Origin of the sequence: Bernardetia sp. MNP-M8 (assembly GCF_037126285.1) — a bacterium.
GTDB lineage: Bacteria > Bacteroidota > Bacteroidia > Cytophagales > Bernardetiaceae > Bernardetia.
Window position 1 is genome coordinate 3657018 of the sequence record NZ_CP147012.1, and the last position, 13606, is coordinate 3670623.

Sequence of the window (13606 nt, forward strand, 5' to 3'; positions counted from 1 at the left end):
TAAAAACTAACTGTTCAATAACACATAAATTAAATGTCTAAGAAAACACCTCTTTCTCTTTCTTCTTCTGGACAAGATTCACAGCAACTTGTAAAAGGACAAGGATTTGGAACTGCACCTGTATTTTTTACTGCTATTTCTACTATTTTGGGGGCAGTCATGTTCTTGCGTTTTGGGTATGCTGTTGGAAATGTTGGACTTTTGGGTTCTATCGGAATTATTATTTTAGGACATATTGTAACTATTCCAACAGCCATGGCAATTGCCGAAATTGCAACCAATCAAAAAGTAGAAGGAGGAGGAGAATATTATATTGTCTCTCGTTCCTTCGGACTAAATATTGGCGCAACTATCGGAATTGCGCTTTATCTTTCACAAGCAATTAGTGTAGCTTTTTATATTATTGCTTTTGCTCAAGCCTTTCAGCCTGTTTTAGAATATCTTCGAACACTTCCGTATGTTATCGACAATGGGCTTTTATTTTTTGTAGAAGATAGATTGATTAGTCTTCCTGCACTTTTGTTACTTATTTTAATGGTTTCTACAAAAGGTGCTGATTTGGGCGTAAAGGCTCTTTATTTTGTTGTTGCTCTGCTTTTTATTTCTTTGATTATGTTTTTTGTAGGAACTACAAATTACGTTTATGATTATAATTCAGTCGGTTTGAGTGATTCAATTGCCAATCCAGATTCTTTCTTTAAAGTATTTGCTATTTGTTTTCCAGCGTTTACAGGAATGACGGCAGGCGTAGGCTTGTCAGGTGATTTGAAAAGCCCACGTAAATCAATTCCCCTCGGTACTCTTTCAGCTACTTTTGCAGGAATGTTTATCTATTTCTTTATCGTTTATAAATTATATGTTTCAGCAACTCCACAAGAACTTCATACAGACCAACTTATAATGGAAAAAATTGCCCTTTGGGGTCCAATGATTTTGGTAGGTTTGGCTGCTGCAACAGCCTCTTCAGCTTTAGGGTCAATTTTGGTTGCTCCCAGAACACTCCAAGCCTTAGCTAATGATGATGCGTTTCCTTCTCAAAAAATGAACAATTGGTTAGCAAAAGGAAAAGGTAAAAAAGCTGAACCTTTTAATGCTACCTTGATTACTTCTGCTTTTGCACTTATTTTTGTTATTGCTGGTGATGTTAATGCTGTGGCTGAAATTATCTCTATGTTTTTTATGGTAACGTATGGTACTATTTGTTCAATTTCGTTCTTAGAGCATTTATCTGGCGATACTTCTTACCGTCCTACTTTTCGTTCAAAATGGTATATTTCACTTCTTGGTGCATTAGCTTGTATTTTTATGATGTTTAGTATGAATCCTACTTATGCTTTTATTTCTTTGATTTCAATGGTAGTTCTACACATTGTGATGAGCCAATATCGTAAGAAAAGCACAGGAATTGTTTATCTATTTCAAGGAGCTATTTTCCAAGTCAATAGAGAATTACGAGTATTTTTGCAAAAACGTGAAGATGAAAAAACAACACAATGGAATCCTGCTATTGTTTGTCTTTCGCAAGATTTTTTCCGTCGTCAGAGTGCTTTTAATATGCTGCGTTGGCTTTCGCATCGTTATGGATTCGGAACATATATCCATTATATTCAAGGGTTTTTATCAAAAGATACTAATATTATCGCTAAAGAAACCAAAAAGGATATTATCCAAATGGCTTCCAAAACTAAAAGTAATGTCTATATAGATACACTTGTAAGTCCCTCGCTTACTTCTTCGATTGCACAAGTATTGCAATTACCTGGGGTTTCAGGACTTGAAAATAATATGTTTTTATTAGAGTTTAGTAAAAATAATCCTGAAAACCTGAAAGGAATTATTGATAATTACCCACTTATCAAAGCCACTTCCTTTGATGTATGTGTATTAGCTACCTCCGAAAGAAATTTTGGATTCAAGAAAAGTATAAATATTTGGATTACTCGTCATAGTTTCCAAAATGCAAACTTGATGATTCTTTTGGCGTATGTAATTGTGGGGCATAGAGATTGGAAAGATGCAGATATAAAACTATTTGCTGTCTATGCTGATGCAGAAATTGAAACTGAAAGAGTAAAACTCATCGAACTTATTAAATCAGGTCGTTTGCCTATTTCAGCTACAAATGTAGAATTGATTGCACAACGAGGAAAAAGTATGAAACAAATCATTAATGAAAAATCAAAATCGGCTGACCTTACTATGATTGGACTCAATGACAAACAGGTAAAAGAAGAGGGAGAAGCTATTTTTAAAGGTTATGATACCATTTCAGATATTTTATTTGTAAATAGTCATAATCAGAAAATTATTGAATAAAAATGATATTAGTAAAAGCAATAGATAATCTTATCGATAAAATAGGCGAATTAACACAATGGTTGGCTTCTATTTTGGTGATTTTGGTTTGTGTAGACGTAATTTTACGTTATACAATTGGTTTTAGTAGTGCTTTTTTATCAGAACTAGAATGGCATATTTTTTCATTTTTCTTTCTAGTGGGTGCTGCTTATACACTTAAAGACGACAAACATGTGCGTGTAGATGTTTTTTATGCTCGTTTTTCTGAAAAGAAAAAGGCTTTAGTGAATCTTTTTGGGACACTTATTTTTCTGATTCCTTTTTGTGTTGTAGTCATAAAAGGTGGAATTCCTTATACAGAATTTGCTTTCAGACTTTCAGAAGGTTCGCCAGATCCTGGGGGATTGCCTGCTCGTTTTATTGTAAAAAGCTTTATCGTTATTGGCTTTGGACTTCTTTTTTTACAAGCTATTAGTTTAGTTTTGAAGAGTTTTTTTATCATAATCAAAAAATAAAACCCACAAATCAGTTTGTGGGTTAAATAATTATAGTAAATGAATTACGTTTGTAAAATTGTAATAAATTGTATTCATTCCGTAATCCGTAATCGATTTACTTATTAATCAATTCTTTCACTACTTTAGCAATTGTTTGTTTTTCAGCTTCTGTGCCTAATTCTTTAATGGCTGCACCCATTACTTGTCCCATTTGTTGAGGAGTAACTTCGCCCATTCCAGCCAAAATTTTCTCTACTCTTATTTTTACTTCATCTTCTGAAAGCATTTGAGGTAAGAATTTTTCAATAACTTCTAACTCTGCTTTTTCAGTTTCGGCAAGTTCTGTACGTCCTTCTTGCTCATAAAGAGCTAAAGATTCACGTCTTTGTTTGGCTTGTTTTAATAAAATATCTAATTCTTGTTGTTCTGAAAGAGATTCTGAGGTGCTTCCTTTTTCAGTTTGAGCCAATAAAATAGCTGATTTGATAGCACGAAGAGCCGTTAATTTTGTTGTTTCTTTTGCACGCATAGCGACTTTCATTTCGCTTTCTACTTTTTCTTTTAAAGTTGTCATTTTATGGGTTAATTAAATTATAAAAAATAAACTGAATCACACTTTAAAGTTAATTCAAATTAATAAACACGAATTTAATCAAAATCAATCCCTAATGACAGTTTATTTTTAAATTAGATAAAAAGACTTCAATTTCAAACTTATATTATATTTGGTTTAGGATAGGTTTTTGATTGTGTTTAAATTTTAAAAATTAAGTTTTTAAGAATAAAATTTGTATTTATATTTAATTCACTGTAAGCAGCATTATATGTCTGTAAAAAACAATTTAATATCCCCTCAATTTTATGGAAAAGAAACTACTAGAAAATCAATTTTGTACTTACTATTATGATAATACAAATAAATTTCTCACTCAGTTATGGACAAATGAAAGTGATGATATGACAGAAGATGATTACAAAAAAGAAATGCGAAACTACTTAGGTTTTGTTCAAAAACATGTTGTATCTCATGCTTTGATTAATCTTCAAGAGTTCAATTTTACTATTGTCCCTCAAGTTCAAGTTTGGGTAGATGAAAATATAGCTATTCACGCAAATAAAATCGTACAAAAAATTGCTTTTGTTTTACCACAAGATTTAATGGTAGAGTTATCGGTCGAACAAGTAATGACAGAAAATGAAGGTAAAAATTATAAAGCATTAAATTATTTCGATAATGAGAAAGTTGCCAAAAAATGGTTGTTAGATTAATTATTGAAAATTAGTAGTAAAAAAAGTAGAGTTTGGTTATTAATTCTTTAAAACAAATTTGATTTTTGTATTTTTATACAACTAGAATTTATCAATCAATCGCTATTTTTTTTTAATTATGGATACTTTTAAAATATTTTTTCGTCGTTTTTTATATGTACTTGGTTTTTTTGCCATTCTCATTTTAGGTCTTTTACTATTTTGGATGTACAAAGGGATTCCTATTATTTCTCTTGATCCCTTTAGTTATGTGCCTTCAAGTGCAATGTATATTTTAGAAACTGACGAACCTGTTGATAGTTGGGAAGAGATTAGTAGTTCTCAGCTTTGGAAACATCTACAAACGCAACCTTATTTTGGCGAACTTACAAAAGATGCAGCTTCATTAGACACAATGATTCATCAAAATAGAGAAGTTTTTGACTTTCTTGGTAAAAGAAAAGTTTTGGTTTCTTCACACATTCACAAACAAGGAGATTATGATTTTTTATTTATTGTTGATTTGAAGCGAGAAATTCCATCATTTTTAGAAAAAAATATTGGAACATTTATGAGTAGTGTTGAAGATTCTTCTAAATACGAATACAAAGGAAATCGTATTTATTTAATAAAAAATACATCAGATAATTCTCAATGGGCAATTTCTATTCGCCAACATCTGCTTTTATGTTCTCAAACTCCTGCCTTGATTGAAGCTGCTTTAGATGAGCGAGAAAATCCAAATAATTTTGAAAATAACCGTCGTTTTAAAAAAGTTGTTTCAAAAACTTCCTCTAGAAATTTAGGAAACTTATTTATCAACTATGATTTGGCAGATGAATTTTTTGGTCTTTATATGGACGAATCAAATGAATATCTGAATGATATTTCAGAAGCTCTGTTTTTCTCTGGGCTAAATTTAGATTTGGAACAAATAGGCGACGATGACGATGAAAATGCTTCTACACTAGTTAGGATGATAGGAACGACAGTAATTAATGATTCTGTGCCTTCTCATGTACGTGCGTTGTTGCGTTCTGGAAGTAGTGATATTACGGCTGCTCGGGTTGTTCCACAGCGTTCTGCATTTTATTTTAGTGTCAATTTTGATGATTTTTTGAGCTATTATGATAAGTTTACTGAGGTTTTGCAGCGAGATGAAGAAGCCTATCAAGAATATCAAAATCAAATTAGAACTGTCGAAAGACTTTTAGATATTAGCGTTCGGGACAATTTTTTCTCTTGGATTGGTTCAGAAATGGCAGTTATTCAGAGTGAAGCAACAGAGTCGATTGATAAAAATGATGAATATGCACTTGTTTTGAAGGCAAAATCTATTTCGGAAGCAACAGCTCAATTAGAGTTTATTGGAGAAAAAATTCGTAAACGCACACCTGTAAAAGTGGTAGTTTCCGAACACAAAGGACACAAAATAAGCATGCTTGCTGTAAAGGGATTCTTCAAATTGGTAATGGGAAAATATTTTGAAAAAATTGATAAACCCTATTTTACTTTTATTGAAGATTATGTCATTTTTAGTAATAGTCCTAAAACACTCAAAAACTTGATTGATGATTATGAAATGGGACTTACTTTGGCAAAATCACCTTCTTTTCAAAATTTCTTTAAAGAATTTGAAGCTGATAATTCAAACTTTTTTGCTTACATAAATATGCCTGTTGCTCTCAAAACTCTAAAGCGTTCGATGAGTCCAGAAACTTGGAAGACAGTTCAACAAAATGCAAATTATGTGATTTCTCAACCACACTGGGGTTTTCAGCTTCGTAGAGATGAAACCAATTTTTATGATACTCGCTTAGTTACGGTTTATGAAAATCCTGAAAATGTTAGAAATGATTATAAACTAGCACAAGAAAACCGTAAAAAACTGCTAGAACAACTCAATAGCAAGAATATTTTAGAAAAAGTGTTTGGAACAGAAGAAAAAATAGACCTTTTCGAACAGCTCCAAACTATTCCAGAATCTGAATTGATTGAATTAGATAAAGATAATGCTGAGCGTCGTTTGATTGTCAGAAGTCAAGAAGATACTCGTTACGAATATGAAGTAAAAGGAAGTATAAAAGATGGAGTTTATCGTGAATTTAAAGCTGGAAAACTTATTATTGAAGGTTATTATAAGAATGATAAGCGAGATGGAAAATGGCGTTTCTATGATAAAAATGGCAAGATAAAAGAACGAAAACGCTACAAAGAAGGAGAAGAAACTAAGTTTTCTTTATTTTGATAAAAACAAAAAATGGCAATTTTTACGAATTGCCGTTTTTTTATCATTTCACTTCTATAACTTCAACTTGATAGGTCAGTTTTGATAATTCTTCTTCTTTTACTTTTGGAACAGCCATAGTTGTACTCAAAATACGTATTTGATTGCGTTTGAGCTTAGAAGTAGAACCCGAAACACCATATCTGACTTCTGTTCCTAATAATTTTTTAGCAGAATTAAACCAACTAAATTGAAATTTGAGAAGAGAAATAGACGCATTTCCTGTATTTTCGATTTCTAAAGTGATGCGATGAAATCCATTTCCAAGTATACCCTCTGAAAAGTTGCTTTGTCTTTCTCTAAGCTGAATATCTGTATTTTGAGGTCGTTTTTGCGCCCAAGTTACTGGGATTTTTGGTGAAGGTTCATAAGTTAGTGCTTCATTTAACTCCTCTTGCTCTATCACCGAAGACGAGATTACTACTTTTGCAATATTTGGAGCTATTGTTTTTTCATATTTCATAACTTGAAATGGAATCAAATCATCTTTTCGTAATGTCAAATCTGACTCCTTTACCACCTCTTCATAGGTTGTTCTGATTATTTCTCCTTTATCATCAAAGAGTTCTAATTTTATTTTTAACTGATTAATTTCAGCATTTTTGACTAAAAAATCACCAATTAGTTCTACTTTATAACTCTCATTATATTTTGTAACAAGCGCACTTTCTGTCTGCCATTCTAAGTTTTTTAGTTTTGGGTCTGTAATTTCTATAGGGATTTCATATTCATTTGCATTAAAATCTATATTTTTATTTGGAGGATAATCTGATGCTACTTTTTTTATTTCTTCATCAATATTTATATTTATTTCTTCAGTTGATTCTGCAACAGGAAATTCTTCTTGTTTGACTCTATTAGGAGAATTGAGAAAAAAGAAAGCTAAAATGCCAAATACAATAATTAAAGGAAGAATTATAAATAGATTTCTCTCAATATAAGATTTTCTTTTAGTAACTATTTGAGTGTTTATTTTTCGTGGCTTGCGCTTCAAATCCGAAATTATCTTGAGCGATTGGTTATGACTAGGATTTTGATTCAAACAAATTTTGCTATATGAAATAGCAGCTTCTTTGTCTTTTTTATCAGCATATTCTCTAAAACGCTCAAAATGTGCCTGCGCCAAAGTAGCTGTTGTATCTATCGAATTATAATCCAAAACATTGGCTTGCTCAAGCTCTGCAATGGCATCATCATAATTTTGATGTGATAAAAAACCACGTCCACGCAACAAATGAGCTTTGTAGGTTTCTTGCACAGCCTGCCAATCTGCATCTGAAAGACCAATTTGAGCAGCTATTTCTTGTTGGTCATTTTTAGAAAGAGGTTTATCTTGTCGTTTTTGCTGAACAGCTAACAATTTTTCTATAAACTCTCTTTGTCTTTGTTGGTCATTGTCTTTGTTGGTCATTATTCATCTGTAAATTTATAGTTGGTGATTAGCTATCTTGAATATTGATTTCCTGTTTTTTTAATTTTGATATTTTAGGACTTATAAGGTACAAAATAATTCCCTTTTGCTGAAAAAAAGACAGTAAAATTTATCAAAACAAAATACACTGTTTTTCCGTGTTACTTCATACACAAACATATCAACATTTATTCATATAAGATAAAAATACGTTACTCATTATGGATTATTTAGATAAAGACTATTTAGAAAAATCTCTTTCTTACCAAGAGTACAGAACACTTGGACAAGAACTTTTAGAAAAAGCAACCACCACAAACAGAGATAATCGTCCAGAAATTTTGGAATATACAAATACAAATATGTATCGTATGAACAGGCTTGACAAGACAACAAAAGTAAACGAGAATGTCAAAAATGCTTTAGCTACTATTTCATCAAATGAAAAATATTATTGGATCGTTTTGACAGAGAGTTGGTGTGGAGATGCTGCTCAAATTGTACCTGTTATGAATAAAATTGCAGAAGAAGCAGGCGAAAAACTAGAAATTCGTTTTCCCCCTGTCCTTGCTCGGTTTTTTGTGGCTATCGCTCGTTTTTAACGAGTGATTTATATGTATTCGGCTGTAGCCGTGGTTTTTGTATTTGTTGTTCTAGCAGCACATAAACTGTGAAAAAACACCTATTTAGCTGCAACATTATATTTTTTAATACAAATATACGGCAGGAATGCCGAATACATATAAGTCACTTGGCAAAGCCAAGCTTTTAGGTTTGTAGTAGATAAAATAGATGTAATTTCTTATCTTGTATTTAAGAATTCATCTAGTAGGAAGAGAACCTATAGCCGAGCAGCAGCAGAGAGGTAGTTTTTTATAGATATTGTGATTAGATTTTTATTCTTTAATATTAGTGTTTTTTGAGAATGTAAAACCTAATTTTAAAATTGATTAATTATGAATATTTCGCTAATCTCTTTCATCGTTTGCCTTCTTTTTACCTTTTCATTCCAAATAAAAGCACAAGATACACTTTGTTATGAAGAAATAAATAGACTTCATTTTGATAGTTTATATTTATCTTTTAATGTCGCACCTTCTTACACTAATAACTATCTTTTTTATGTAGAAAGAAAGGGAGGTAGTATTTGTATAGTAAAACATAATGGACAAGATATATACAAGAGTAGTTTAATGAAAATAGAATACAATTTCTATACTGTAGGTTCTTGTAAAAATGGTAACCCCTTCATTTTACTATACGATAGTCATATAAAAGATAGAAAAGGTAAAAGTCATATAATTACATTTGATTCTTTATTAAATAAGGATAAAGAATATAGTATAGCAAAAATAAATATGTATAAATATAATGAAGAAGTATACAGATCTATCAAATATTTATACTCAATAGAAATTGGTTTTCGAAAATTGGACGTGAAAATTAGGTGCTAAAAGTGTTTCTAGCTCATCTTTATAATCAACGATATATTCAAAAAATGCAAGGACGTTAGTCCTAAATTTTTCAAATGTATTGTAGTATTCATAATCAATTATTTTCTTTCTCATCAACTTCCAAAGTCTTTCAATTAAGTTTAAATTAGGCGAGTAGGCAGGCAAGTAAATGAGTTCTATTTTAGAGCCATATACCCAGTCTTGCACCAAATAAGATTTGAAATAGGAGGCTTGGTCTAAGACCATATACACCTTGCTTTTATCTAAATAGGCTGCTTCTACTTTATCTAAAAATTCTCTTACACTCTCTGAATCAACTGTTTCTGATTCACTAATGAGTATATCGCTTGGATTTTGAATGTTTACTGTACCTGTCAAATTTATGCGCTTTCTACCACTACTACTTTTAATTTCTCTTTCCTCTCCTGTTGGAATCCAAGCATAATTACTTCGGGTATTCCATTGAGGATGAACAGCATCTGCGTAGAGTAGAACAGCATTTTCTGAATCTAAACGCTCTATCAAAGCCTCTATATCTTCTATAAAGTGAGTTTGAAGTTCTTTATCAGCTTTAGCAGGAACTGTTTTTGTCTTTTTATAAGAAAAACCTAGACGTTTCATCAAACTAGGAAGACTTTTAATAGCGTAATCAATACCTAAATTTTCTTTTATCCAATAAGCAATAGACTGGCAGTTTTTATGCAAGTGAGAACGAAGTTCTTTATCTAAAGCTGCCAAATCAAAACTATCCAACTTACCCCAAAAACCTAAATAATTAGAAGAAATAAAACCAGAAAGACCACAGGAATTATAACTTTTTACATAATTATAAAAACTACTTAAATCAACACCTAAAAGCTCTGACAACTCTTTTGCTGACTTACCTTGGTCAAGACCTAAAAGAACAGTACAACGAATATAGTCCTTCTTTCCTGAAGAACTTTTACGATAATCTTTTAAAATATCTCGTTCAGAAATACTAAGTTGAAAATTCATAAGCTAAAAATAATCAAAATTTAGATATTTTTGAAATCTAATTACGGATGAGTATAGATACACTACAAGATAGTATTATATTAAATCCTTCCTTTTATGGAGGATTCATAATTAAATTCAACAAAACAACATTTTCTAATGATCTAGTATCATACCCATACGATTATGATTTTTATAATTCTGAATTTGTATCAATAAGAGGTTTGATAGGTAGAATAGAAGAAAAAAGAGTGTATTATTATAAAGAGGAAATTACGTTGGACGGTATAAAGAAAGGTCTTATAAATAAAAAAAAATATTTATAAAAAATGGCTTTGTTTCTCAACTAGATAACGGAGATATTGTATTTTTTAAGTTTTGTGATTGAGTAATTTTTTGCTCAGACTAATATATCTTGAAGAGGTTGGTAAAACTGTTTGGTATATGTTTAAAGAAATGAAGTCTTTTAATCTTAGCAAAGAACTTGTAGTAGATGTATTGAAGTACTCAAACAAGAAACCAGAAGTATTTAAAAATGTGGAAGTAGAAATGAAGAAACCACAAAATATAATCTCCTGCATTAAAAACATTATCACTTCCCAACTCTATAAAAAAGGCATTTTCCTTCAAATCTGAAATACGTGAAACTGAATTGGCTTGTGGGAGCATTCCACCACCATTTCCAAAAATTTGAATGTTATTTGGATTGATAGTAGAAGGATTCAGACCTGCTGTTTGAAGGTCTTGAAAAGTAACTTTATGTACTCCATTTTTTTTCTATTTTTCAACTTCAAAATTTGTCCCTCTGAAAGAACTGAATTTTGAGCGAAACCACTAAAAGCAAAGAAAAAAGTAAGAAGAAGAAAAAAGGAATACTGAATATATTTTGATGTATGAAGATTCATAGAACTTATTTTTTATATAAATTAGTAGAGCTGGAAGTATTTTGAGCTATATGATGCTGATTATCAAGTTTTTGATTGATAAAATAGTTTGTAAAGTTACGATTTTTTGGAATACTTCTTTTCTTAAACAAAAAGACACCTCAATTTTTTTGAAGTGCCTTTTTTATCCTCGTTGACGATTTCATTTGAATCTCAACGACGGTGGAAAATTTTACTTTTTAGAGCAACCGTCAACGAGGCGTTGCCGTCGTTGAGGATTTTTGAATATGTAAAAATCTATTTGCCATTGTTATCTCCTACTCTAACACTTCCTCCAATATTTCCAAAGTTAGAGGTGTTTATTACGTTTTTGCTATTAACAATTCTTGTCTGAACATTCGAATTTGTAGTAGGCTGATGTTCTGCTAAAAGAGCCTTGAATTTTTCTATTTCTGTTTTTAAAGCTGAAATTTCTATTTCTTCATCTTCAATAGCATTTTCTAAAACAACTTCTAATTTTGTAGCTGCTTTTTCATCTTTTGCATTCTCTTCTACAGCTTAAATAGCTGTTTTCTGATTTTTTTGCTTAAATAAACCTCCTAAGTAAGAGAAAATTTCTTTTGAATCTGTTCTTATTTTTCTATTATTATTTTACAACATAAAATCAGTATAAGTTTTTATTATAGAGTATTCAAATAAAAATAGATGACTCAAAGAAAATTAGCCAAAAAAAGCAAAGCCCTAACTAATTTTACGTGTTTTTGATAGGGTTGGAATAAAAAAACTTTGACAGTCCTTTCAGAAGGCTGTCAATAGTTCAAAATATACGTTTACATTTTAACTATTGTCAGATTTATTTTGGATTACCAAAAAATTACTAACAAAGTTTTATAAACTTGACTAGAATTTTATTCCAAAAAATAAAAACTAATTCATTAACTTTGTAAGTTGATAGAAAAAACAAAAATCCAAATTTTAAATAAACGAATTTGGATAAATACATAAAGAAAAATTCAAAATGAATAAATTAATTGCTGATATTGATATAGTTGGCGAAAAAAACGCAAGTGAAGCTATACACGAACCTTGCGAAACTGTCAAAAAAACAGCCAACAACGCCAAAGAAGGAGAGCGAAAACTCTACATCGAAAGTTATGGTTGTCAAATGAATTTTGCTGATAGCGAAATCGTGGCTGCCGTAATGCAAGAACACGGTTTTGGAACAACCGATTCGGCAGAAGATGCTGATTTGATTTTCCTAAACACCTGTTCTATTCGTGAAAAAGCCGAACAAACCGTTCGCAAACGCTTAGTTCATATCAACGGACTCAAAAAACGTAAGCCTGAAATGATGGTTGGTGTTTTGGGTTGTATGGCAGAGCGTTTGAAACACAAATTTTTAGACGAAGAGAAAATTGTAGATTTAGTGGCTGGGCCCGATGCCTATCGTGATTTGCCAAAACTGGTCGGTTCGGTAGATGACGGACAAAAAGCTGTCAATGTACTTCTTTCAAGAGAAGAAACCTATGCTGACATTTCGCCTATTCGTTTGAATAGTAATGGAATTTCTGCTTTTGTTTCGATTATGCGTGGTTGTGATAATGTTTGTAGTTTCTGTGTTGTGCCATTTACTCGTGGTCGTGAGCGCAGCCGTCCTGCTGATTCGATTGTACAAGAAATTAAAGATTTGGTAGCTCAAGGTTATAAAGAAGTTACTTTATTAGGACAAAATGTAGATTCATACAAATGGACAAATGTTCCAAGAACGATAAGAGCCGAAAATTTTGAAGCCGAAACAGGAGAAAAAGTAAGAAATGAAAACTTTGCTACACTTTTAGAAATGGTTGCTCAAATTGACCCAAATCTAAGAGTTCGTTTTACGACTTCGCACCCAAAAGATATGACGGATGATGTTTTGCATGTAATGGCGAAGTATGAAAATATTTGTAAATATATTCACTTGCCTGTTCAGAGTGGAAATAGTAGAGTTTTGAAACTCATGAATCGTACTTACACTCGTGAATGGTATATTGACAGAGTAGATGCAATTCGTAGGATTTTGGGAGAAGATTGTGCCATTAGTTCGGATATGATTTCAGGTTTTTGTACTGAAACAGAAGAAGAACACCAAGAAACATTGACTTTGATGGACTATGTAAATTACGATTATTCGTATATGTTTTTCTATTCTGAACGCCCTGGAACATTGGCAGCAAAGAAATATTTGGATGACATTCCGATGGACGTAAAGAAAAAACGCCTAAGTGAAATCATCGAACTTCAATCAAAGCATTCATTGGCTCGTAATCAAAGATTGATAGGCAGAACACATAAAGTTTTGGTAGAAGGAGAATCAAAACGCTCTGATAAAGATTTGCAAGGCAGAACGACAGACAATAAAGTAATCGTTTTTCCTAGAGAAAATTATGAAAAAGGACAGTATGTAAATGTACATGTCAATGATTGTACTTCGGCTACGTTGTTTGGAAAAGCTGTTGAATTGGCAAATTAAAATTTGCTTTATTCTATCATAGAACAAAACCCTAAAAATC

10 protein-coding genes are annotated in these 13606 nt (G+C 31.4%); 6 read left to right on the top strand and 4 right to left on the bottom strand.

The features are described 5' to 3' along the window. Window positions 1-33: 33 nt before the first annotated feature. Together V9L04_RS14835 and V9L04_RS14840 are read left to right on the top strand one after the other, a co-directional pair. Window positions 34-2316: an amino acid permease gene (locus V9L04_RS14835; RefSeq protein WP_338790627.1), complete on the top strand. Its 2283-nt coding sequence runs from the start codon at window positions 34-36 to the stop codon at window positions 2314-2316. Between the two features lie 2 nt (window positions 2317-2318). Continuing rightward, complete coding sequence (locus V9L04_RS14840) at window positions 2319-2813, top strand: TRAP transporter small permease subunit (RefSeq protein ID WP_338790628.1); 495 nt, start codon at window positions 2319-2321, stop codon at window positions 2811-2813. Between the two features lie 97 nt (window positions 2814-2910). Here the strand turns inward: V9L04_RS14840 and V9L04_RS14845 are convergent, their stop codons facing one another. Further along, window positions 2911-3369 carry a GatB/YqeY domain-containing protein gene (locus V9L04_RS14845; RefSeq protein ID WP_338790630.1) on the bottom strand — a complete coding sequence of 153 codons (459 nt, stop codon included), beginning with the start codon at window positions 3367-3369 and terminating at the stop codon, window positions 2911-2913. A 287-nt stretch (window positions 3370-3656) separates the two neighbouring features. On the opposite strand from V9L04_RS14845, the gene V9L04_RS14850 reads away from it, so the two are divergent. Continuing rightward, complete coding sequence (locus tag V9L04_RS14850; protein WP_338790631.1) at window positions 3657-4064, top strand: hypothetical protein; 408 nt, start codon at window positions 3657-3659, stop codon at window positions 4062-4064. A gap of 118 nt (window positions 4065-4182) precedes the next feature. Continuing rightward, complete coding sequence (locus V9L04_RS14855) at window positions 4183-6291, top strand: DUF3352 domain-containing protein (protein WP_338790632.1); 2109 nt, start codon at window positions 4183-4185, stop codon at window positions 6289-6291. A 43-nt stretch (window positions 6292-6334) separates the two neighbouring features. Here the strand turns inward: V9L04_RS14855 and V9L04_RS14860 are convergent, their stop codons facing one another. After that, entirely contained in the window at window positions 6335-7741 is a 1407-nt protein-coding gene (locus tag V9L04_RS14860) for a hypothetical protein (protein WP_338790633.1), read from the bottom strand. Window positions 7742-7962: 221 nt separating this feature from the next. Between V9L04_RS14860 and V9L04_RS14865 the strand changes: the two genes are divergently transcribed. Continuing rightward, window positions 7963-8343 (top strand): thioredoxin family protein, encoded by a 381-nt coding sequence (locus V9L04_RS14865; RefSeq protein ID WP_338790634.1) that lies wholly within the window; start codon window positions 7963-7965, stop codon window positions 8341-8343. Between the two features lie 804 nt (window positions 8344-9147). Here V9L04_RS14865 and V9L04_RS14870 read toward each other — a convergent pair. Then, complete coding sequence (locus tag V9L04_RS14870) at window positions 9148-10191, bottom strand: IS630 family transposase (protein ID WP_338790635.1); 1044 nt, start codon at window positions 10189-10191, stop codon at window positions 9148-9150. A 486-nt stretch (window positions 10192-10677) separates the two neighbouring features. Continuing rightward, window positions 10678-10839, bottom strand: a complete 162-nt coding sequence (locus tag V9L04_RS14875) for a hypothetical protein (protein ID WP_338790636.1) — start codon at window positions 10837-10839, stop codon at window positions 10678-10680. Window positions 10840-12072: 1233 nt separating this feature from the next. On the opposite strand from V9L04_RS14875, the gene miaB reads away from it, so the two are divergent. Further along, window positions 12073-13566, top strand: coding sequence for a tRNA (N6-isopentenyl adenosine(37)-C2)-methylthiotransferase MiaB (miaB, locus tag V9L04_RS14880; protein ID WP_338790637.1), 1494 nt, complete (start codon window positions 12073-12075; stop codon window positions 13564-13566). Window positions 13567-13606: the final 40 nt, after the last annotated feature.